Source organism: Ruegeria sp. BE1 (genome assembly GCF_056538885.1).
Genome location: NZ_JBQFTY010000002.1, coordinates 706,835 through 728,486 on the forward strand (window position 1 = coordinate 706,835; position 21,652 = coordinate 728,486).

Annotated in this window: 23 protein-coding genes; 16 read left to right on the top strand and 7 right to left on the bottom strand. The window is 60.3% G+C overall.

From position 1 onward, the window contains the following. Nucleotides 1-26: 26 nt before the first annotated feature. The gene (locus ACR0J5_RS09780) at nt 27-791 is read right to left on the bottom strand and encodes an outer membrane protein (protein WP_480652756.1); all 765 of its coding nucleotides are present in this window, start codon (nt 789-791) and stop codon (nt 27-29) included. Between the two features lie 182 nt (nt 792-973). Further along, entirely contained in the window at nt 974-2,293 is a 1,320-nt protein-coding gene (gene miaB / locus ACR0J5_RS09785) for a tRNA (N6-isopentenyl adenosine(37)-C2)-methylthiotransferase MiaB (protein ID WP_480652758.1), read from the bottom strand. A 120-nt stretch (nt 2,294-2,413) separates the two neighbouring features. Between miaB and ACR0J5_RS09790 the strand changes: the two genes are divergently transcribed. Continuing rightward, nucleotides 2,414-3,277, top strand: a complete 864-nt coding sequence (locus ACR0J5_RS09790) for a hypothetical protein (protein ID WP_480652761.1) — start codon at nt 2,414-2,416, stop codon at nt 3,275-3,277. A 4-nt stretch (nt 3,278-3,281) separates the two neighbouring features. Here the strand turns inward: ACR0J5_RS09790 and ACR0J5_RS09795 are convergent, their stop codons facing one another. Continuing rightward, complete coding sequence (locus ACR0J5_RS09795) at nt 3,282-4,079, bottom strand: phytanoyl-CoA dioxygenase family protein (protein ID WP_480652762.1); 798 nt, start codon at nt 4,077-4,079, stop codon at nt 3,282-3,284. 87 nt (nt 4,080-4,166) lie between these two features. Between ACR0J5_RS09795 and ACR0J5_RS09800 the strand changes: the two genes are divergently transcribed. Then, complete coding sequence (locus ACR0J5_RS09800) at nt 4,167-5,057, top strand: LysR family transcriptional regulator (RefSeq protein WP_480652764.1); 891 nt, start codon at nt 4,167-4,169, stop codon at nt 5,055-5,057. Between the two features lie 2 nt (nt 5,058-5,059). On the opposite strand, the gene irrA is transcribed toward ACR0J5_RS09800, so the two are convergent. Then, nucleotides 5,060-5,476 carry an iron response transcriptional regulator IrrA gene (gene irrA / locus ACR0J5_RS09805; RefSeq protein ID WP_480652766.1) on the bottom strand — a complete coding sequence of 139 codons (417 nt, stop codon included), beginning with the start codon at nt 5,474-5,476 and terminating at the stop codon, nt 5,060-5,062. Nucleotides 5,477-5,664: 188 nt separating this feature from the next. Between irrA and fabA the strand changes: the two genes are divergently transcribed. From fabA to ACR0J5_RS09825, 4 genes are read left to right on the top strand one after another with little or no spacing between them, the layout of a single operon-like run. After that, nucleotides 5,665-6,174, top strand: coding sequence for a bifunctional 3-hydroxydecanoyl-ACP dehydratase/trans-2-decenoyl-ACP isomerase (gene fabA / locus ACR0J5_RS09810; protein WP_037310912.1), 510 nt, complete (start codon nt 5,665-5,667; stop codon nt 6,172-6,174). Nucleotides 6,175-6,205: 31 nt separating this feature from the next. Beyond that, the gene (fabB, locus tag ACR0J5_RS09815; protein WP_480652768.1) at nt 6,206-7,435 is read left to right on the top strand and encodes a beta-ketoacyl-ACP synthase I; all 1,230 of its coding nucleotides are present in this window, start codon (nt 6,206-6,208) and stop codon (nt 7,433-7,435) included. A gap of 5 nt (nt 7,436-7,440) precedes the next feature. Further along, nucleotides 7,441-8,232 carry an enoyl-ACP reductase FabI gene (locus ACR0J5_RS09820; RefSeq protein ID WP_480652770.1) on the top strand — a complete coding sequence of 264 codons (792 nt, stop codon included), beginning with the start codon at nt 7,441-7,443 and terminating at the stop codon, nt 8,230-8,232. Nucleotides 8,233-8,291: 59 nt separating this feature from the next. Beyond that, a complete protein-coding gene (locus ACR0J5_RS09825) occupies nt 8,292-8,477 on the top strand; it encodes a hypothetical protein (protein WP_480652772.1) in 186 nt (61 codons plus the stop codon). Between the two features lie 24 nt (nt 8,478-8,501). On the opposite strand, the gene ACR0J5_RS09830 is transcribed toward ACR0J5_RS09825, so the two are convergent. Continuing rightward, the gene (locus ACR0J5_RS09830; RefSeq protein ID WP_480652774.1) at nt 8,502-8,930 is read right to left on the bottom strand and encodes an FKBP-type peptidyl-prolyl cis-trans isomerase; all 429 of its coding nucleotides are present in this window, start codon (nt 8,928-8,930) and stop codon (nt 8,502-8,504) included. Nucleotides 8,931-9,057: 127 nt separating this feature from the next. On the opposite strand from ACR0J5_RS09830, the gene ACR0J5_RS09835 reads away from it, so the two are divergent. The 9 genes from ACR0J5_RS09835 to ACR0J5_RS09875 all read left to right on the top strand — a co-directional run bounded on the left by ACR0J5_RS09835 (nt 9,058) and on the right by ACR0J5_RS09875 (nt 17,211). Further along, nucleotides 9,058-9,744 (top strand): haloacid dehalogenase type II, encoded by a 687-nt coding sequence (locus ACR0J5_RS09835; protein ID WP_480652776.1) that lies wholly within the window; start codon nt 9,058-9,060, stop codon nt 9,742-9,744. Beyond that, a complete protein-coding gene (locus ACR0J5_RS09840) occupies nt 9,744-10,571 on the top strand; it encodes an alpha/beta fold hydrolase (protein ID WP_480652777.1) in 828 nt (275 codons plus the stop codon). Before ACR0J5_RS09835 ends, ACR0J5_RS09840 begins: the two co-directional genes overlap by 1 nt. Continuing rightward, nucleotides 10,568-11,542 carry a threonine ammonia-lyase gene (locus ACR0J5_RS09845; RefSeq protein WP_480652780.1) on the top strand — a complete coding sequence of 325 codons (975 nt, stop codon included), beginning with the start codon at nt 10,568-10,570 and terminating at the stop codon, nt 11,540-11,542. Before ACR0J5_RS09840 ends, ACR0J5_RS09845 begins: the two co-directional genes overlap by 4 nt. Nucleotides 11,543-11,600: 58 nt before the next feature. Then, nucleotides 11,601-12,389, top strand: coding sequence for a 3-oxoadipate enol-lactonase (gene pcaD, locus ACR0J5_RS09850; protein WP_480652782.1), 789 nt, complete (start codon nt 11,601-11,603; stop codon nt 12,387-12,389). Nucleotides 12,390-12,400: 11 nt separating this feature from the next. Beyond that, complete coding sequence (locus ACR0J5_RS09855) at nt 12,401-13,123, top strand: alpha/beta fold hydrolase (RefSeq protein ID WP_480652784.1); 723 nt, start codon at nt 12,401-12,403, stop codon at nt 13,121-13,123. Nucleotides 13,124-13,195: 72 nt separating this feature from the next. Further along, the gene (locus tag ACR0J5_RS09860; protein WP_480652785.1) at nt 13,196-14,395 is read left to right on the top strand and encodes a TCR/Tet family MFS transporter; all 1,200 of its coding nucleotides are present in this window, start codon (nt 13,196-13,198) and stop codon (nt 14,393-14,395) included. Between the two features lie 82 nt (nt 14,396-14,477). Then, nucleotides 14,478-15,572 (top strand): Zn-dependent alcohol dehydrogenase, encoded by a 1,095-nt coding sequence (locus tag ACR0J5_RS09865; RefSeq protein ID WP_480652787.1) that lies wholly within the window; start codon nt 14,478-14,480, stop codon nt 15,570-15,572. Nucleotides 15,573-15,578: 6 nt separating this feature from the next. Continuing rightward, nucleotides 15,579-16,811, top strand: coding sequence for a mandelate racemase/muconate lactonizing enzyme family protein (locus ACR0J5_RS09870; RefSeq protein WP_480652788.1), 1,233 nt, complete (start codon nt 15,579-15,581; stop codon nt 16,809-16,811). Nucleotides 16,812-16,923: 112 nt separating this feature from the next. Then, nucleotides 16,924-17,211 carry an ArsR/SmtB family transcription factor gene (locus ACR0J5_RS09875; RefSeq protein WP_480652908.1) on the top strand — a complete coding sequence of 96 codons (288 nt, stop codon included), beginning with the start codon at nt 16,924-16,926 and terminating at the stop codon, nt 17,209-17,211. 100 nt (nt 17,212-17,311) lie between these two features. On the opposite strand, the gene ACR0J5_RS09880 is transcribed toward ACR0J5_RS09875, so the two are convergent. Beyond that, nucleotides 17,312-20,308, bottom strand: coding sequence for an ABC transporter transmembrane domain-containing protein (locus tag ACR0J5_RS09880; RefSeq protein ID WP_480652910.1), 2,997 nt, complete (start codon nt 20,306-20,308; stop codon nt 17,312-17,314). A 244-nt stretch (nt 20,309-20,552) separates the two neighbouring features. Here ACR0J5_RS09880 and ACR0J5_RS09885 point away from each other — a divergent pair, with 244 nt between their 5' ends. Further along, entirely contained in the window at nt 20,553-20,912 is a 360-nt protein-coding gene (locus ACR0J5_RS09885; protein ID WP_480652790.1) for a DUF3307 domain-containing protein, read from the top strand. Nucleotides 20,913-20,917: 5 nt separating this feature from the next. Here ACR0J5_RS09885 and ACR0J5_RS09890 read toward each other — a convergent pair whose 3' ends face one another. Continuing rightward, entirely contained in the window at nt 20,918-21,649 is a 732-nt protein-coding gene (locus ACR0J5_RS09890) for a hypothetical protein (protein ID WP_480652792.1), read from the bottom strand. Nucleotides 21,650-21,652: the final 3 nt, after the last annotated feature.

The window sequence follows — 21,652 nt, forward strand, 5'->3', positions numbered from 1 at the left end:
GGCGCTGACACGTAGACGCCAAACGGTCAGAACGTGTAATTCAGACCGAATCTGAGCCCACGGTAACGTGGGGTGGATTTCGTCGAGAGCCCATTGCCAAACACAACATCCTGCGACTCGAATTGAACATATTCGAATTCACCGGTGATGGACCAATCCTTGCTCAGCTTGTGCTCCGCTCCGACACTGACGGAAAACCCGTTGCGGCTGTCGCTTTCCCCAAATGATTGTGTCGTCGCGCCAGAGGTCAGGCTGCTTGAGGTCGTGACATCGCCCTGTACAAAACCGGCCGTCACAAAGTACAGAATCCGGCCACTTTTGTTGGTCAGACCGTTGCGGAACCGCAGGGACAAAATGTCTGAAACCTCGGACCCGCCGGAAACAGTGGTGCTGCCGATCTGAGTCATGACTTCATCGTCAAGCGTTCCGAAATCATATCCCAGTTCAAAGCCATAGACATAGTCGCGGCCACCAAAGGAAGGAAGCACCCCGCGCCAGCCCGCGCGGATACCACCATAGTTGCCGCTCAGGTCCAGCTCTCCGACTTCGAAAAGATCGGTCGGTGTTCTCAGACCGAATCTGTCGGTTCCGTCGGTCGCATATCCGCCACTCAGACCCAGGTAAAACGCTTTCACATCGCTGCCATAGCGTATCGGGCTGATGACCGGAGGATCGCTTAACCCCGGTTCAATATTGCCTGCGGTTGTGGCGCTGGACATCACCGAAATCAGCAAAGAAACCGGAAAAACAATCCAGCCCTTTGGTGCAAAGAAACGCGTTAGAATTTTCACTCGTAACCTCCATCGCTCCAACCTTTCCAATGGGCCAGAACGTTTTTGGATCTTTCCGGCGTGACGCACCCGACCCGAAAAAATCTGGCCTTTCTCGGAACATAGTTTTTGGTCGTGAATCAAGAGTTAAAATTCGAAACACGGGCCAACTATGGCTTTCTGACAGCACTTTCAGGCGAAAATCAGACCAGCTCACCCGCCAGTGAATTGGCCCCGGAGGCAGTGATCATGACCTCTCGCAAATCGCCGATTTCGACATCGGCGCCTGAGACGTGGACCGAGTGCAAATACTCGGACTTGCCCACCATTTGCCCGGGCAGACGACCTGTTTTTTCGAACAGAACGCGCACTTTGCGACCCACCATTGCGTCCTGAATTTCACGCTGGTGCTGCGTGATCAGGGCTTGCAGGCGCTGCAACCGTTCATCAGCGGCAACCGGATCTACCTGAGGCCGCTCAGCCGCCGGTGTTCCGGGGCGGGTCGAGTATTTGAAGGAATAGGCATAGCCGTATTTGACCTGTTCCACCAAATCCATGGTGGCCTGAAAATCCTCTTCGGTCTCTTCGGGAAAGCCGACGATAAAGTCGCCAGACATCACAATATCCGGGCGCGCCGCGCGGATGCGCTCGATCAGGCGCAGATAGCTTTCGGCGGTATGGCTGCGGTTCATCCGTTTCAGGATGCGGTCCGATCCCGACTGAACCGGCAGGTGCAGATAGGGCATCAGTTTGTCGCACGTCCCGTGCGCCTCGATCAGGTCATCCGCCATGTCATTGGGGTGCGACGTGGTAAAGCGGATGCGCTCCAGCCCGTCGACCTTGTTCAGTTCCCAGATCAGACCGGCCAGCGTCATGTCGCTATTCGCACCCGCACCGTGATAGGCATTGACGTTCTGACCCAGCAGCGTGATCTCGCGCACGCCGCGTTCGACCAGATCCTGCGCCTCGCGGATGATGCGATCTGCCGGGCGGCTGACCTCGGCCCCGCGGGTATAGGGCACCACGCAGAAGGCACAGAACTTGTCACAGCCTTCCTGCACAGTCAGGAACGCCGTCGGGCCACGCTTGGCCTTGGGGCGGTTTTTCAGTTTCTCGAACTTGTCTTCCTCAGGGAAATCCGTGTCCAGCGCCTTGGCTCCGGTGCGGGTCTTGGCTTCCATCTCGGGCAGACGGTGATAGCTCTGCGGCCCCACGACCAGATCGACCAGAGGCTGACGACGCATGATTTCTTCGCCCTCGGCCTGAGCAACACATCCCGCGACACCGATCTTCAGATCGGGCTTTTCTGCTTTCAATCCCTTGAACCGGCCCAGTTCGGAATAGACCTTTTCGGCGGCCTTTTCCCGGATATGGCAGGTATTGAGCAGAATCATATCCGCATCATCGGGGTTTTGGGTTTCGACATAGCCCTGCCCACCCAGCGTCTCGGACATGCGTTCGCTGTCATAGACGTTCATCTGGCAACCATAGGTTTTGATGTACAGCTTTTTGGGTTCTGACATGGGTATGGCCTTTGCGTTCGCGGGATCGGCGTCGTCTATACCTTACGAACGCCGCTTGCAATGCCGCGGGGATTACCCGATTTTGGCCGCAGATTCCAGCAAAGTGGAACCGGACAGGCGATGCAATACGACTCACTCGATACCTTCCTGAGTTCAGGCAAATCGGCGTTGGCCAAGGGCCCCGTCGCGCTGATCTTTGCCGAGGATATGGTCGAGCTCGACAGCACGCTGCGCCATCACCTGCATCTGGGGTTCAACTCCGTCATCGCCTTTATGCCTCAGGAATTCCCGCTGGACCCCGAACTGGCCGAGCGCATCCATCGCGTTACCTTGGCCTGCGTGCCCGGCAAGGTCGTGTTCGAGACGATCAACAGGATCATTCAGGCCGCGCCCGGCCTGTGGATGTATTACTGTTTCAACGCTGAATACCTGTTCTTTCCGTTTTGCGAGACCCGCACGGTCGGAGAATTGCTGGCCTTCCACACCGAAGAACGCCGCGACGCGATGCTGAGCCATGTCGTCGATCTGTATGCCGACGATCTGAACGCCTTTCCCAACGGCGTTTCCCCGGACCGCGCGATGCTGGACTGCACCGGATACTATGCCCACAGCCGCCACGACGCCGAAGGCCACCCGGTTGAACGTCAGCTGGACATGTCCGGCGGCCTGCGCTGGCGGTTCGAGGATCACATCCCCTATGAACGCCGCCGCATTGACAGGATCGCCCTGTTCAAATCGCGCAAAGGGCTGGAATGGCGCCCTGACCACACGTTCAACGAACCAGAATACAACACCTATTCCTGCCCGTGGCATCACAACATGACCGCCGCGATCTGTTCGTTCAGGGCGGCCAAGGCGTTGAAGACCAACGCCGGCTCCACGTTTGACATACCGACTTTTTGCTGGCGCAACTCGGTGCCGTTCCAGTGGACGTCAGGCCAATTGCTGGACCTTGGCCTGATCGAATCAGGCCAATGGTTCTAAGGCCCTAACGCCGTAGCAGGACCGGAAACCAGTCTTCGCGCAGGCGCTGGCCGGGTGTCATGTCATGGCCCGGAAACGGAGGGGACGTGCGGCCCGGACGTTCCACATAACGCGCATCATCCCCCACCAAACGCAGCGAAAAGGCCCGGCGGCGGCAGTCCGATTGGTTGCCGCGCGCACCATGCAGCGTGCGATAGTTGAAGGCCACGGCGTCGCCCGGCTCCATCGCGAATTCGACAACCTTCATACCCTCAGCATCTGGGTCGGGCACAGGGATGTATTGACCCTCGTCGGGAAAGAACCCCTCTTCGCTGACCCAACGGGTGGGCAGCACCTCTTTCTCCCAGCGGTGCGACCCGGCCACGCAGCGCAAAGTCGCCTGTGTCACCGGGTCGAGCGGCGACCAGAAGCTGATCGTTTGCTGCCCTTCGACGAAATAATACGGCCCGTCCTGATGCCATGGGGTCGCCATCGAGGTACCGGGTTCCTTGATCAGAACATGATCGTGGAACATCTGCACGGTCTTGGATTGCATCAAATCTGCTGCGACCTCAGCCACCGGAGAGGTCTCGATCACGTCCCGGAACTGATCAATCCGCGACCAGTTGCAGTAATCATCAAAGAACAGGCCGGTTTCGCCCCTTTTTTCATTGTTTGACGCATAAGGCCCCGGCTCGGCCATGTTGACCGCGACGCCTTCGCGTAGCGCTTCGACATGATCGGCAAACAGCCCTTTGATCAGGACAACGCCGTCCCGCTGGTAGGTGTCGATCATCTCTTGCGTGACCAGAGGGTGCGTCATGTCTGTCTCCGTACCTGTAAGGCTTGCGATGTGCACATGGGCAAGCCCTCTGTTCAAGTCATATCTTTCAAAGGTAGACTTAAGCTCATGTTATATATCTCCCTACGCCAATACGAATATGTCTGTGCCATCGGACGGCATGGCAGCCTGTCTGCGGCGGCGCAGCACCTGAATGTCTCGCAGCCAGCGTTGTCGAACGCGCTGACCCGGGTCGAGGATCAACTGGGCTATCCCCTGTTTGCCCGCAGGCGCGGAGCGGCGATGGCGCTGACGCCGCAAGGGCGCAGCTTCATTGAAGAGGCCGAGAGCCTGTTGGCAAACGCAGCAAGGCTGGAGAACGCAAAAGAGGCCAACGCTCGCAAAGCACGGCTGCGCCTTGGCTGTTTCGTTGATCTGGCCCCCTTTCTGCTGGCTCGCTCACTGCGCCATCTGCGCGCCCGAATGCCGGACGTGGCCATATCCTACAAGGTCGATGATTTCGAAGGGCTGATCACGGGCCTGATCGACGGGCGAATCGATCTGGCCGTCACCTACGGGCTCAGCATGGACGCGACGTTCACCCGGCAAACCCTGTTCAAAAGCGCACCTCATGCGCTGCTTGCATCGGATCATCCTCTGGCGGCGCGCGACCAGCTTAGCCTCAAGGACCTGGCCGAATACCCACTGATCCTGTCCGATGAAGGGCTGTCGGCCCAACATATGTTGGGGCTTTTTCGGCAGATCGGGGAAAACCCGACAGTAGCCCACCGCGCCGCGTCGCTGGAAATTCAGCGCAGTTTGGCCGCAAATAACGAAGGCGTCGCGGTCAGCTATGCCAACCCGCCCGCCGGGTTCAGTTATGATGGGATGCCTCTGCGGAGCCTGCCGATTTCGGACCCGTTCGCTGCCGAGCCCGTGGTGCTGGCGAGGCACGGCACCGGCCCGGCGGGTACACAGATTGCCACGGCCGAGCGCGCTTTGGTCCAGCTTGTGACGTGATGTTATTTCTTGCGCAACCGGATCACGACATCCACGGACGCGATCTCAACCCCTTCGGGGGCCTCCGGCAGGCGCTGAATCACCAATTGCTCGGATGGGGCATCGCTGAGCCGGCCTTCTTCCTCCCAGAAGAAATGCGGGTGATCGTGGGTATTGGTGTCAAAATAGCTTTTCGACCCGTCCACGGTGATTTCCTGCAACACCCCTGCATCGCAGAAGGCGCGCAGCGTGTTGTAAACCGTCGCAAGCGACACCGCATCGCCGTTATTTTTCGCCGACTCAAACAGGCTTTCTGCGGTGACATGTCGATGCAGGCCGTCGCCGACCAACAGTTCGGCCAAGGCCACTCGCTGACGCGTCGGACGCAATCCGGCGTCTACTAACCAAGTTGTGGCTCTGCTCTGGCTTTGAGGTGTCATGTATCCGATACCCGTTCGTTGCTGACCTATATATAGGTGCTGAGGGCAGGTAATTTCAAATGAAATTCATTCGCAAGGAATGCCCTGAACACAACAGGATGTAGGCAACCGCTCTTGCAGGACCTTGCATGCGGGTGCTAGGTGAGGCCAAATGTAAGAAACGGACCCCTGGCAGGAGAGGCGGCAGAATGGCCCAATTCCCGAGCAGCTTTGACAAGGATGATCTGCTGAAATGCGCCCGTGGCGAATTATTCGGCCCCGGCAATGCGCAATTGCCCGCCCCGCCGATGCTGATGATGGACCGAATTACGGATATCTCAGGCGATGGTGGAGCACATGGCAAAGGTCATGTTCTGGCCGAGTTCGATATTACGCCCGATCTGTGGTTCTTTGATTGCCATTTTCCCGGCAACCCGATCATGCCCGGATGCCTTGGGCTGGACGGTTTGTGGCAGCTGACCGGTTTCAACCTGGGCTGGCGCGGCTGGCAGGGGCGCGGCATGGCCGTGGGCGTAGGTGAGGTCAAACTGACCGGCATGGTTCGCCCGGACCGCAAGATGCTGACCTACAAAATCGATTTCAAAAAGGCGATCCAGACCCGCCGCCTGACCATGGGCGTGGCAGATGGTATCGTCGAAGCGGACGGCGAAATGATTTACGACGTCAAAGACATGAAAGTCGTTCTGTCCGAAGCCTGAGCCGGACCGGCCTGAAATAAGGAGCACGCACATGCGTCGAGTAGTTGTCACCGGTTTGGGGGTTGTCTCCTCTATCGGGAACAATGCCCAAGAGGTTCTTGCCTCGCTGAAGGCTGGCACGTCCGGCATCGAAGCCAATGAACAGATGGTCGAGCACGGCTTTCGCAGCCAGATCGCCGGAACGCTCAAGATTGATGTGGCCGAGCATGTGGACAAGCGCACCCTGCGCTTTATGGGCCCCGGTGCGGCCTATGCCCATATCGCCATGTCTCAGGCCATTGCAGATGCCGGCCTGAGCGAAGATCAGGTCCAAAACCCGCGCACGGGTCTGGTGGCCGGGTCCGGTGGCCCGTCCACCAGCGCCATGCTGACCGCGCATCAGACCGTGCTGAAAACTGGTGCGACCAAGCGGATCGGGCCTTTCGCGGTGCCGAAATGCATGTGTTCGACGATTTCCGCGAACCTTGCGACCGCGTTCAAGATCAAGGGCATCAACTATTCGATCACCTCGGCCTGCTCGACCTCGCTGCATTGTATCGGCAATGCGGCGGAACAGATCATGCTGGGCAAACAGGACGTGATGTTCGCCGGGGGCGGTGAGGAACTGGACTGGACCCTGTCCTGCCTGTTCGATGCGATGGGCGCGATGTCTTCGAAATATAACGACACGCCTGAAAAAGCCTCGCGCGCGTTCGACCAGGATCGCGACGGGTTCGTGATCTCGGGCGGCGGAGGAATTGTCGTGCTTGAGGATCTGGACCACGCCCTTGCGCGCGGCGCCAAAATTTACGCCGAGGTCACAGGCTATGCTGCCACTTCGGACGGCCACGACATGGTGGCCCCGTCCGGCGAAGGTGGCGAGCGTGCCATGCGCCTGGCGCTGTCCACAGTCCCCGAAGGCCGCAAGGTCGGCTACATCAACGCTCACGGCACCTCGACCCCGGTCGGCGATGTGGGTGAGGTTGAGGCCGTCCGCCGCATCTTTGGCGCGGGCAACGTGCCGCCGATTTCGTCGACCAAGTCGATGACCGGCCACGCACAGGGTGCTGCTGGCGCATTGGAGGCGATCTTCTGCCTGCTGATGCTGGACAATGACTTTATTACTCCGTCGATCAATGTCGACACACTGGCCGAAGGCATCGAGCCCGGTGAAATTGCTACGCAAGTAGTTGAAAACGCAGGTTTGGACAGCGTGATGACCAACAGCTTTGGCTTTGGTGGCACGAACGGGTCCATGGTTCTGTCAAAGTATAACGGGTGAATGTGATGTCGGATCTTCTTAAGGGCAAACGCGGCCTGATCATGGGCGTGGCGAATGACCGCTCGATCGCGTGGGGTATCGCCAAGGCCATGCACGAGGCGGGCGCCGAACTGGCCTTCACCTATCAGGGTGAAGCATTCGGAAAACGGCTAGAGCCGCTGGCGCAGAGCCTGGGCAGCGATTTCATGGTGGACGCAGACGTCACCGACGATGCCTCGCTGGACCGTGCCTTTGATGAGCTGGGCGAACGCTGGCCGACGATCGATTTCGTGGTGCACGCGATTGCCTACTCGGACAAATCGGAACTGACCGGGCGCTTTCTGAACACGACCCGCGCGAATTTCAAACATTCGATGGATGTATCGGCTTATTCCTTTATCGAAGTGGCCCGCCGCGCCTATCCGCTGATGAAGGACAATGGCGGCACGCTGTTGACGCTGACCTATCAGGGCTCGAATCGGGTTGTTCCGAACTACAACGTCATGGGTGTGGCCAAGGCAGCGCTGGAATCGGCGACGCGCTATCTGGCCAATGATCTTGGCCCCGAAGGCATCCGCGTCAACGCCATTTCGCCGGGTCCGATGAAGACACTGGCCGGGGCGGCCATTGGCGGCGCGCGCAAGACCTACAAGTTCTGCGACCAGAACGCGCCGATGCGGTCGAACGCCACGCTTGAGGCGGTTGGCGGCACCGCCGTTTACCTGACCTCGGACGCAGGTGCCTGCACCTCGGGCGAGATTATCAAGGTTGATGGCGGCTTCCACGTTCTGGGCATGCCACAACCCGATCACATGTGACCCGATCTTTCCCCGCCCGCGCCAAGTTTTGACCACTTTTCGCGGGCAGGGATAGCGGTATGAGTAAAGCTGACAATATCCTCGCAAACGCCTCGCGGGCGTCCCGGCGCAAACAGGGTTTCCTTGGACAGCGCGGGCGGCTTGCCCTGCTTGGCTTGACCATGCTGCTGATGCTGTTCGTGTTTTTCACACAGGCAGATGTGCGCACCGCCCTCACATCCTGGACCAGCCTGATCACAGGCTGATCCAAAAGACTGACACAATTCCGGTCAGTTGATCGACACAACCTCAATATCGAAAATCAGATCCTGCCCTGCCAGTGGGTGGTTGGCGTCCAGCGTCACGGTTGCCTCATCCGCCTCGACCACGGTCACCGGCACGGCCTGCCCGTCGGGTGTCTGCATCTGCAACTGGGTGCCGGGGTCCAGCGGAATGTCGGCCGGAATGCCTTCGCGCGGGATTTGCTGACGGGCGGCGGGGTTGATCGGGCCATAGGCATCGACACAGGCAATCTCGACCCGCTTTTTCTCACCCACTGTCAGGCCGGGCATGGCCGTATCCAGCCCCGGAATGATCTGGCCTGACCCGACCACGAACTCCAGCGGGTCGCGCCCCTCAGAGCTGTCGAACACGTTGCCGTCCAACAGCGTGCCTGTGTAGTGGATGCGAACGGTGTCGCCTTGCTTGATCTCGGTCATAAATGGCCTCCGGCCGTCAAAGGGTTAAGCGGCCAACCCTAGGGGGTGACACGGTAATGTAAACCCTTCCCTCTTTTGCCCCATGAACTCTTGTGCCAACCTGCCCGCAACCGAGGGAGGGGAATTGATGCCAATCACCACATGCGTTTTCGATGCCTATGGCACATTGTTCGACGTCGCCGCCGCAGCACGGCAGGCTGCTGCCGAGCCGGGGTTCGAGAAGTTGCAGCAGAAATGGCCCGAGCTGGCCAATCACTGGCGGCTGAAACAGCTGCAATACACCTGGCTGCGCGCAATCACCGACGCCCACGCGGATTTCTGGGATGTGACGCAGGACGGGCTGGACTGGGCGCTTGAGGCCACCAGTCTGGACGGAGACGCCACCCTGCGCCAGCGCCTGCTGGACCTGTATTGGGAGTTGCAGGCTTATCCAGAGGTGCCCCAGATGCTGACCACGTTGAAGGCCGGTGGGCTGAATACCGCGATTCTGTCCAACGGCTCGCTGCCCATGCTGGATGGCGCTGTGCAGTCCGCTGGTATCGGCGATGTGCTGGACGATGTGCTTTCGGTCGAAAGCGTCGGCATCTTCAAACCACATTCCAGCGTCTATGATCTGGTGCAGAAACGCTTTGGCGGCACCCGCGATGAGGTGCTGTTCGTCAGTTCGAACGGATGGGATGCCGCCGGGGCCAGCGGCTATGGGTTCGTGACTGCATGGGTCAATCGCGCGGGCGAGCCGATGGACCGCTTGCCATGGACGCCAGCACATGTACTGTCCGACCTGACGACGATCCCTCAACTGGCTGGAGTTTAATGGCTTTTTTCACCACCTCTGACGGCAAACGCCTGTTTTTCGAAGACACCGGGACCGGAGCGCCGGTGCTGTGTCTGGCGGGGCTGACGCGCAACAGTCTGGATTTCTCCTTCGTGGCACCGCATCTGTCCGACCGCCGCCTGATCAGGATGGATTACCGGGGGCGTGGGCGGTCGGAGTATGATCCGGATTTCATGAACTACAACGTGCTGCGCGAATCGCATGACGCGATTGAGCTGTTGGATCATCTGGGTCTGGACCGCGTGGCCGTTCTGGGCACGTCGCGCGGCGGGCTTATTGCCATGGCGCTGGCCGCCAGCCACCCCGAGCGGTTGTCGGCGGTTGTGCTGAACGATGTAGGGCCGGTGATCGAAACCTCGGGCATGGCCAAGATCATGGATTACGTTGGCCGTGCGCCGGTGGCCAAAACCTATGATGAGGCCGCGCAGGCCCTACAACATGTGATGGCCCCGCAATTCCCCGACGTACCGCTCAGCCGATGGCGGGCGCAGGCTGAGGTGCAATATGAACAATCCGGTGACGGCCTGGCCCTGCGCTATGACGCGAACCTGCGCAAAGCGCTGCTGGAACAGGCCGCCGCCGGTGCGATACCGGACCTTTGGATGTTTTTTGAGGCCCTGCGCGACATTCCCACCGGCGTCATTCGGGGCGCGAACTCGGACGTTTTGGGCAAAGAAACGCTGACCGAGATGCACAAACGTCACCCCGGCCTTATCTCGGCTGAGGTTCCCGATCGCGGACATGTTCCGTTTCTGGATGAACCACCCGCACTGGACCTGATTCACAAAATACTGGACGCCGCATGAGCACGCTGGAGATGATCGAGGCCGCAGCCCAACGGTTGCAAGGCCATGTTCGCGAAACGCCCCTTTTGACTTCGCCCTTTCTGGACGAACTGGCCGGACGCCGGGTGTTGGTGAAACCCGAATGCCTGCAACATACCGGCAGTTTCAAGTTTCGCGGCGCGTGGTCGGCGATCTCGGCCCTGCCCGAAGCGGATCGGCAGCGCGGCGTGATCGCCTTTTCCTCGGGCAACCATGCGCAGGGCGTGGCCCATGCGGCGGCCTTGCACGGGACGTCTTCGGTGATCATCATGCCTGCGGATGCCCCGCAGCTAAAGATCGACAACACCCGCGCCTTGGGCGGCGAGGTCGTCCTGTATGACCGCGCCAATGAAAGCCGGGAAGAGATTGGCGAGGCACTGGCCCGAGAACGCGGCCTGACACTGATCCGTCCCTATGATGAACCTCAGGTGATCGCCGGACAGGGCACAACCGGGCTTGAGATCGCGCGTCAGGCTGCTGCGATGGGTGTGGAACAGGCCGATGTTCTGGTCTGCTGCGGCGGCGGTGGGCTGTCCGCAGGCATCGCGCTGGCGCTTGAGGGGCACGCCCCCGGCCTGCGCGCCCGACCGGCCGAGCCTGAGGGGTTCGATGACGTCAAACGCTCGCTGGCCACGGGGCAGGTTCAAAGCAACGCGGCCACGGCCGGGAATATCTGCGACGCCATCCTGACGCCCCAGCCCGGAGAGATCACCTTTCCGATCCTGAACCGCCTCTGCGGGCCGGGATTGTCAGTTTCCGAGGACGAGGCGTTGCAGGCTATGGCACATGCCTTCCTGCGTCTGAAAATCGTGCTTGAACCGGGCGGTGCGGTCGCGTTGGCCTCGGCCCTGTTTCGCCGGGACGAAATTGAGGGCGACGCGGTGATCGTCGTGGCCTCGGGCGGGAATGCCGATCCCGACATCTTTGCCAAAGCTCTGGCATTCCTGACCTGACAAATGACCCGTTTTAGGTCATTTTGAGACTTGAACGTGTGACACCGGGGATTGAGTCATGCACATCTTGGATATGGGCGAGGTGCAACTGCACTATCGTCTGGACGGCGACCCGGACGGCGCGCCGGTTGTTTTTGCCAACTCACTGGGCACGGATCTGCGCCTGTGGGATACGATGCTGCCGCATCTGCCCAAGGGCCTGCGCATCATCCGCTATGACAAGCGCGGACACGGTCTGTCGTCGCAGCCCCCCGCGCCCTATTCCATGGGCGCATTGGTACGCGATGCCGAGGCCCTGCTGGATCATCTGAACGTGCGCGATTGCGTTTTTGTCGGCCTGTCCATCGGCGGGCTGATCGCGCAGGGGCTGGCCGTCAAACGCATGGATCAGATCCGCGCGCTGGTTCTGTCAAACACGGCGGCCAAGATCGGCATCCCCTCGATCTGGCAGGACCGGATGGATGCGGTGCGGCAAGGCGGGATCGAGGCGCTGGCCGATGCGACGATGGAGCGTTGGTTTTCCAAAGCGTTCCGCGCGTCGCCGGACCATTTGCTGTGGCGCAACATGATGGTGCGGCAACCCGTGGACGGCTATCTGGGGTGCTGCGCGGCCATTTCGGGCACGGATTTCTACACCCCCACCAGCGGGCTGCGCCTGCCCACGCTGGGGATTGCGGGCAGCGAGGACGGCTCAACCCCGCCCGATCTGGTCAGCGAAACGGTCGAGTTGATCCCCGGTTCCAGATTTGAACTGATGCGCCGGGCCGGTCACCTGCCCTGCGTTGAACAACCTGAAGAATACGCCGCCCTGCTGCGCCGCTTTCTGACGGATATCGGACATATTTGAGGGAGAACGTATTGGCAGATTTTCTGTTGGTTCACGGGTCTTGCCATGGTGCCTGGTGCTGGCGCGATCTGATCCCGGCGCTTGAGGCTTTGGGCCACACCGCACGTGCCATCGACATGCCCAGCCACGGCGCAGACCCGACCCCGGTTGCCGATGTCACGCTGGACGGGTGCCGCGATGCGGTCCTGGCGGCCTCGACCCCGCGCACGATCATAATTGGCCATTCCTGGGGCGGTTATCCGATCAGCGCCGCGGCCGAGGCCAAACCCAAAGCCATGCGCGCGCTGATTTATCTGTGCGCCTATGTCCCCGAAAACGGCCTGTCGATGATCGAGATGCGCAAACGCGCGCCGCGCCAGCTGATCACCGATGCGGTTGAGAAATCCACCGATGGGCTGTCCTATACGGTCAAGCCGGACCGGGTGCAGGCGCTGTTCTATCACGACTGCCCGCCCGAGACGGTGCCCTGTGCGCTTGCTCGTCTGTGCCCGCAGGCCATCGCGCCACAGGACACGCCGCTGTCGCTGTCTGCGAATTTCGCGCGCGTTCCAAAGGCCTATATCCGCGCCACGGACGATCACACCATCCCGCCGGAGTACCAAGAACAGATGAGTCACATCGCGCCGGACGCTTTGCGCGCGACGATCAACAGCTCTCATTCCCCGTTTTTCTCGCACCCGCGTCACCTGGCTGAAATTCTGGATGATCTGGAACGGAAACTGCCCACCGCGTAACCCTGCGTCACGGGTGCTTCACAGGCTAAGCAGACGTGCTAGGGTCCGGGTGCAACCCAACGAGCGGTCCTGATGCGCCTGCCTTTCTTGTTTGTTCTGGCCACGGTTATGGTCGATGCCATGGGCATTGGCCTTGTCCTGCCCATCATGCCCGACCTCATTGTCGAGGTTCAGGGCGGCACCCTGGCGGATGCGGCGATCTGGGGTGGCGTGCTCAGCACCGCCTTTGCCGCGATGCAGTTTGTCTTTGGCCCGATTCTGGGCAATCTGTCCGACGCTTATGGGCGGCGCGCAGTGCTGCTGGTATCTCTCTGCGTGATGGCGCTGGATTATGTGGTGATGGCGGTTGCGGGCAGCCTTTGGCTGCTGTTGATCGGGCGGATTGTGGGCGGCATCACCGCCGCCACCCATGCCACGGCGGCGGCGTTCATGGCGGATGTGTCCAAACCGCACGAAAAGGCCGCGAACTTTGGCCTTCTGGGCGCGGCCTTCGGGATCGGCTTTGTGCTGGGCCCGGTGATCGGAGGGGTGCTGAGCGAATACGGCACCCGCGCGCCCTTTTGGGCTGCGGCGGCCCTGTCCGGCCTGACCTTTCTGGCGGGCCTGCTGGTGATGCCCGAGACAGTCACCGACAAAACGCGCCGCGCCTTCAGTCTGCGCCGGGCCAACCCGGTGAACTCGCTCAAGGCCATCGCCGCTTTGCCGGGTATCCGCCCGCTGCTGTGGGTTTACTTCCTGTATTCCGTGTCGATCTATGTCTACCCGGCCATCTGGGCCTATTTCACGACCGAACGCTTCGGCTGGTCCCCGCAGATGATCGGCCTGTCGCTGGGCGTCTACGGTATTGGCATGGCCGCTGTTCAGGGCGGCCTGATCCGACCCGCGACCCGCTATCTTGGCGAAAGGATGACGATCATCGTCGGCATGGGGTTCGAGATCGTCAGCTTCCTGCTGCTGGGCTTTCTGACCAATGGCTTTATCGCCCTGATGCTGATCCCAATCACTGCAATCGGGGCCGTGGTGACCCCTGCGCTGCAGGCCCTGACCTCGCGCGCCACGCCGGATTCGCAACAAGGCGAGCTGCAGGGCGTGCTCACATCCCTGCATGCGCTGTCGATGGTGATTTCCCCACTTGTGATGACCACGGTGTTCGCCCAGTTCGTCAAGCCGGACGCGCCGGTCTACCTGCCCGGGGCACCGTTCCTGCTGGCGTTGCTGCTGATGTGCGTCGGGTGCGCCCTGTTTTTGCGGGCCCGCCCTGTCGTAGCGTAAGAACGACGCTTTTCTGACGGTTTCCGCCTTGCGGCCCGCATCTTCCCGCGCCACCGTGGACGAAAGGGAGAGAGGGACAGGAATGCAAACCATCAAAGCCGCCGTGTGCCGGGCGTTTAACGAACCTCTGGTCATCGAAGACATACAAATCGCCCCTCCGGCCACGGGTGAGGTTGAGGTGACGCTGGATGCCGTGGCGATCTGCCATTCGGACATCACCTTTGCCAGCGGGGCCTGGGGCGGCCATCTGCCGGCCGTCTACGGGCATGAGGCTGCGGGAGTGATCACCGCGACCGGCGATGCGGTTGGTGATTTCAAGACCGGTGACCCGGTCGTTGTGACCCTGATCCGCGCCTGCGGGTCCTGCCCTTCTTGCGCGGGTGGTCAGCCGACGATTTGCGAAACGCCTTATGATTCGATCAACGGCCCGCTGCGCACAGCGGATGGCGGGTCACTGGATCAGGCGATGGCCTGCGGGGCCTTTGCTGAAAAGGTCGTGGTCAGCCACCGTCAGATCGTGAAGATACCTGAAACCATGCCCAAGGACGTGGCCAGCCTGCTGTCCTGCGGAGTGATCACCGGGGTTGGTGCGGCAGTGAACGCGGCCCAACTGCGGCCCGGGCAGGACGTGGTGGTCATCGGCGCGGGTGGTGTTGGGCTGAACGCCATTCAGGGGGCCCGCCTTGCCGGGGCCCGGCGCATCGTGGCCGTGGACATGACCGAAGAAAAGCTGGAAATCGCCAAGGAATTCGGCGCGACCCATGGCGTTCTGGCCAGCCTCAAGGAACCGTGGAAGGCGGCGTTCAAAGCGCTGGGCGGACGCGGTGCAGATGCGGTTCTGATCACTGTCGGGGCCATTCCAGCCTATGATCAGGCCCCCCGCTATCTGGGCCGGGGTGGCAAGGCCATCATGATCGGCATGCCGCATTCGGGCGATATGTCCACCTATGAACCGGTGGTGCTGGCGGCGCTGGGTCAAGGCGTGGTCGGGTCGAAAATGGGCGATGTGGTCATTCAGCGCGATATCCCGTGGATGATCGATCTCTATGCTCAGGGACGATTGAAACTGGATGAGCTGATTTCTGGCCGGTGGTCGCTGGACCAGATCAACGAGGCGATCGAGGACACCAAGACCGGATCGGCCAAGCGCAACGTGATCCTGTTCGACAGGGGGTGATGGCGGATGAAACTGCAGGACCTCGACATTATCGTCACCGCCCCGCCCGCGCCCGGCTGGGGTGGGCGCTATTGGATTTTGGTGAAGCTCACCACTGATACGGGGATCACAGGCTGGGGCGAATGCTATGCCTCCTCCGTTGGGCCGGATGCGATGCGCCATGTGATCCGCGATGTGTTCGAGCGGCATATGCAGGACGAAAACCCTGAGAATATCGAGCTGATGTTCCGCCGCGCCTATTCCAGCGGCTTTACACAGCGCCCCGACCTGACCGTCATGGGCGCGTTCTCGGGGCTTGAGATCGCATGCTGGGACATTCTGGGCAAGGATCGCGACCGCCCGGTTTATGCCCTGCTGGGCGGGCTGATGAATGAACGCATCCGCGCCTATACGTACCTTTACCCCCTGCCCCAGCATAACCTGACCGATTTCTGGACCTCGCCCGAACAAGCGGGCGAATGCGCCGCCGAGATGGTGCGGCGGGGCTTCACCGCCGTGAAATTCGATCCGGCCGGGCCTTACACGATCCGAGGCGGGCATATGCCTGCGATGTCCGATATCTCAATGTCCGTGGCGTTCTGCAAAGCGATCCGCGAAGCCGTGGGTGACAAGGCCGATCTGCTGTTCGGCACCCATGGCCAGTTCAACACCGCAGGGGCCATCCGTCTGGGTCAGGCGCTGGAGCCCTACTCTCCGCTTTGGTTCGAAGAGCCCACACCGCCGGATATGATCGAAGATATGGCCCGCGTCGCCCGCAATGTCCGCATCCCCGTGGCAACCGGCGAGCGGCTGACCACCAAGGCGGAATTCGGTGCCGTCCTGCGCGCAGATGCGGCTGAGATTCTGCAACCCGCTCTGGGCCGCGCCGGAGGCATCTGGGAAATGAAGAAAGTCGCCGCCATGGCCGAGGTGTTCAACGCCCAGATGGCCCCGCATCTTTATGCCGGGCCGGTGGAATGGGCGGCCAATATTCATCTGGCGGCCTCAATCCCGAACCTGCTGCTGCTGGAGACGATTGAGACACCCTTCCACGACGCCCTGATCAAAAGCACGCTGCGCGTCGAAAACGGGTTCGTCACCGCCCCGACCGCGCCCGGTCTGGGCATCGAAGTGGACGAAGATCTGGCCCGCGCGCACCCTTATTCAGGCGACGGTTTACATCTGCAAATGCAGGAAGACCCCTGCGACTATGCGAACGGGAATGCGTTCCAAGGCGGTGCCCCGGCGACCGAGGGGTGACAAACAACTACGGTCTGGGGCATATTTCAACGACTTTCAGTTGCAAGATAGGCCCTGCGTGACCACTCAGACCCAAGACATCCGGACTGACCGCCCCGAAAAGCCTGCGGACATGACAGCCAGCGCCGCCGAGGCCGCAGCCTTCCTGAAAACGCTGGCGCATGAGGGGCGCCTGATGATCCTGTGCCATCTGGGCGAAGGCGAAAAGTCAGTGGGCGAACTTGAGGAGCTGCTGCAAATCCGTCAGGCCGCCGTCAGCCAGATGCTGGCCCGGTTGCGCCATGATGGGTTGGTTTCAACCCGCCGGGAGGGCAAGGCGATTTACTACTCGCTGCGGGATGGCAACACGGCGCAGGTCATCGGGCTGCTTTACGATCTGTTCTGCAAGCCGGATGCCTAAAGCGTTTCGGGTTTAACTTGAGACATGAATACCCTGCCACGCCTGCGGCGTTCTCGGGACATTCGCTTCGCAGAGTGATTCAGGTAAAACCCGAAACGCTCTAGTTCGACACGTAGCCCGCGATCACCTGCATCAGTTTGAACGCCGTCGCGGCATCGTTTTCAACCACGGCCAGGAATTCCTCTTCGCCAATGCGCAGGCAGGACAATTGTGTTTCAGCGATCATGCTCAGTGCGCGGGGCTCTTTGCGGATCAGGCCCAGCTCACCCACAAGGGCGCCGGGGCCGACCTTGACGATCAACTGATCAGGATCTTCGGGTTGCGGAAGGTAAAGCCCTGCCTCGCCCTCCAGCACCACATAGGCACCGTCGGTGGGCTGATCGTCTTTCAGGAACACAACCTCGCCCGGTTTCGCATCGAACCATCGTGCACCAAAGGCCAGCAGGCGCAGCTGTCTACGATCAAGGCCGGAAAACAGCGGGGTCTGCTCCAGCGCGCGCAGCTTGCGCGCCAGATCGGCCGAAGCGGCACCGTCTTCTGCGACCTTGGTATCCCGTTCATCTGTCACCACACGACCTTGGCGGATTTCGACATACATGTCGAACACGTCCGGGTTTTCGAACTGGTCGTTCAGGTAGATGACCGTTGTGTCCGGCAACAGTTCACGCAGGTTTTTATAAACAGCAACCTGCGTGGCCATGTCATAGCTGGCCAGCGCGTTTTCCAGTATCAGGATATCCGGCTTTTTGATCGTTGCGCGGGTAAAGGCCAGCGGTTCGGCAAAGACCGCAGGCAGGTTCTGGCCACCAATTGCAACCGGGACGTCATAGATCAGTTCAACCACCAAGGGCCGCGCGCCGTTTTGATCCAGCACATCGACGATCACCTTGCGTGCCTCATCCGACCGACCGCCGCCGATCTGGCTGACCTTGCCGAACAAGGCGTTCTCCAACACCGTAAGACCCGGCGCAAAGGCGTCTTTGTCCAGTGGCACAAACACGTCCAGCAACCTGTCCAGCAGTTTTGCCGAATGGCTGTGGCGCAGCTCCAGGATGCGGTTCTTCAACTCATCGGTAAAGGCAGGCCCGATTTGTTCCGCCGAGATCACAAAGGGCACCGCAAGCAGGTTGGCCAGCTGTTCGTCATTCAGCCCAGAAACGCCCTCGTTCCGGGTTTTCTCGACCAGTTCCAGCGCGGTCTCATAGGTCTTGGCCTCAAGCCCCAGCTTGCGGAACAGCGGGTGATCCGTGCCGTCCAGTCCGAAGATCTGGCGCAGCATTTCGGTCACATCCCGCGTAAGGTTGATCAGAGTTTCATCCAAGCCCAGCTCGCGCAGCTGACCCAGGAAAACGGTCTGCTGGGCCAGCAGTTCTTGCGTGACCGGAACCCGCGGCGTGGCGAACAGCAGATTTTCCGCAACCGGCAAAGCGGGGTTGTATGTGCACCAGTCAAAGACCAGCGCCTGTTGATCCAGCCCGGCCTCGCGCACCGCGTTCTGAACCAGAGGGCGCAGCTCAACCAGTTTGCGGGCCAGATGCAGATGCGCATCCGCGTCAAAGACCTGTTCAGCCCCCCGCTGGAACAACGCCGCCCCGGACCCCATCCCATCAATCAGATGCAGCCACCAGTCGCGCAACTCATCCGGGGTATTCAAACCGGCCAGAGACGGGTCGAGCCATTCGGTGCGAAATGGATCGGCGCTGTTACCTGCGCGCTGCGTTTCGGCAAAGTCGGGGTCCTCGGCCTGGGAGGCCAGCGGTTTCAGGCGCATCGGCATCATCACGTTATCGCCCAATGTCCCCTGAAACATGATCGGTCGTGACGAGGCATATCCGATGCGCGCGGCCACCACGCTTTGATGCAGGGTCGCAAGGTTCTCGCCCCCGACTTCAACCCGGCCCGAACTGGGCAGGATTTCGCGTGTCAACAACTCGGCCACGGCGCGGCGATCCTCTTCGCTGGGGGCAGAGATACCAATGGTATGGCCACCCGCGAAGGTCAGGTTCAGATCGTCCAGCACCTGATTGCCATCCATATCCCGAACCGAGACCTGATCCAGTACGATGTCCCCGTTCAGATGCGGGCGCGCCTTGGGTTCACCTTCGAACAATGTCTCATCCGGCATGCCCGGCGGCGCGAACCGTTCGATCACCACATCCCAGCGCAGCGACATGTCCTGTGTCTGGTTGTAATAGGTCAGCAGTTCTTTCCAAGGCGAGCTCAGGTCTTTGTAAGCCGCCAGGGCCGCCACCAGCGCCCCCAGCGAGACCGAGCCCTGCAACACCAGAAGACCGCCCACCAGATAGAACATGAAAGGCGTCAGCTGCGAGATGAAGTTGTTGATGAACTTCATAAAGAACTTTTTCTGGTAGATCTCGAACCGGATGCCGAACAAACGCCCCAACTGTTCCGAAATCATCGCCCGGCGATACCGCCAACCGCCATTGGCGCGCAGGGTCGAGGCCCCGGCCGCGTTTTCACCAATCTGCGCGGCCAAAATCCGCACTTCCTGAATACGCTTCTTGTTCAGCAGGTTGATCTGGCGCTGCAGCTTGGGGATCAGCCACGCCTGCAGCGGGATCAGCGCCACGGCGGCAAGACCGAACCACACGCTTTGCAAAAACAGAAAGGACAGGATCGTGATCATCTGCCCGGCCTGCAGCACCGGCTGGCTGATTGCATCGCCCATCAAACCGCCCATCGGCTCGCTTTCGGCGGTGACCATCGAGACCATTTCACCCTGGCTGACCCGCTCGAAATAGGGTTGCGGGAAACGCAGAGCACGGTTGATCAACTGATAGCGAAACCGGCGCAGCATCCGCTCGCTCAGGACACCTTTCATGGTGTTGATGCGCATTTTCATCAAACCGTGCGCTAGTACGGCCAGCAGAAACGCACCGCAGAGCAGAATCAGAAAGGTTGTCTGCGGCAGGTCATAGCCCATGACACTGACAACAGGGCTGGAGGCACCGATGGCGTCGTTGATGATCCGCTTTGGCAGTTCCAGCGTCAGGTACAACAGCGGAAAAAGCGTTGACGTGACGGCCAGCAGGATCAACTGATCGCGTTTTGAGTACTTCCAAATGAACTGGAAAATCGAACGTTCTATGGAACCTGCCCCTGCTATGGATCATCGATCCTATCGTGACGAAAGTGCCGCAAATCCAACACTCTGAATTTACAGCAAACTCGACCGTTGACGCAAACGGTTTCCGGTTTGATCATATATTCGCCGGATGTGAGCAAGTTTATTTGCGCAAAAAGGGATCACCCCCTAAAGTTTGCCACGGGACGATATCGGGAGGAACAATTTGACTGCCAGTATAGGCGCAGTGTTATTGATGCTCTGCTTGTTGCAGATCAAACATATGTTTGCGGATTATTACCTCCAGACTCCCAAAATGCTGTCCGGCCGTGGAACATATTTTCACTGGGGCCGGGCGCAGCATGCCGGCGTGCATGTGCTTGGATCAGTCATTGTTTTTGTGCTGTTCGGGGCCCCGTGGCCGTTCATCGTGATCATCGTCGGGTTGGAATGGATCGTGCATTTCAACATCGACTTTGCCAAAGCCAGCTATTCGGAAAAGAAAAACCTCTCGCCCACTCAGGCCGCGTTTTGGCGTGCAGCAGGGTTGGATCAGTTAATGCACAATCTCACCTATGTCGCCATGGTCTGGGCCTGGGTGACTTTCACGACCTAAATGGGCTAGGCCACATCCTCCAGCGGCGTGGAACGATAGGCGTTCAACCAGCGACGGTCCAATGCATCCAGCTTTGCAGGATCAAACCGATCAGCAACCTCCCAATACCGGCCCGACGGAACGTAGTAGCCCAATTGCTCCTCTGCCGCCTGAATGGGCGCCATCGCGTCGGTCGCAGTCAGATCGGTGTCGTCGAGCGTATCGAGCGTGACGGATGGAAACACCAATCGGCTCTCATGCCGGGACAGCCTGACGATCCGGCATCCCTGTGCCGCGCCAAACAGGGCCAACCGCGCCGATTTCGCCTCTAGCGACCTGAGGGTGACATCGGCCCGCAAGGGGTCAGCTGTTCCCGTGCCATAGAAATGGGTCTGGCCCGACCCCGGATAGATCATGTCGCAGCCGAAAAATGCCAGGACTTTGGGGCGCAAGGCGGACAAGGCCCAGTACCCTGCCGTAAACGCCATCGTTCCGCCCGCATAGACAAACCCACCATACTGGTTCTGCGCGGGAACATAATCACGCGCGGTTACAATCCGCTGATCGCGGTCAATCTGCGCCGGTCGGTTTTCGGGTGGAAAGTCTTCGGGGTGGATCAAAACGTCCCAATCGGGTCGGACGCGCCAGGCATTGTTGATGGCGACGATATGGGTAAAGGCTGCGCGTGGCCACGCGCGGGCGGCCACTGCGCTTGGTGCGCTGCCCAGTATCAGAACTCGGTTCGTCGGCTCGGTCATTCC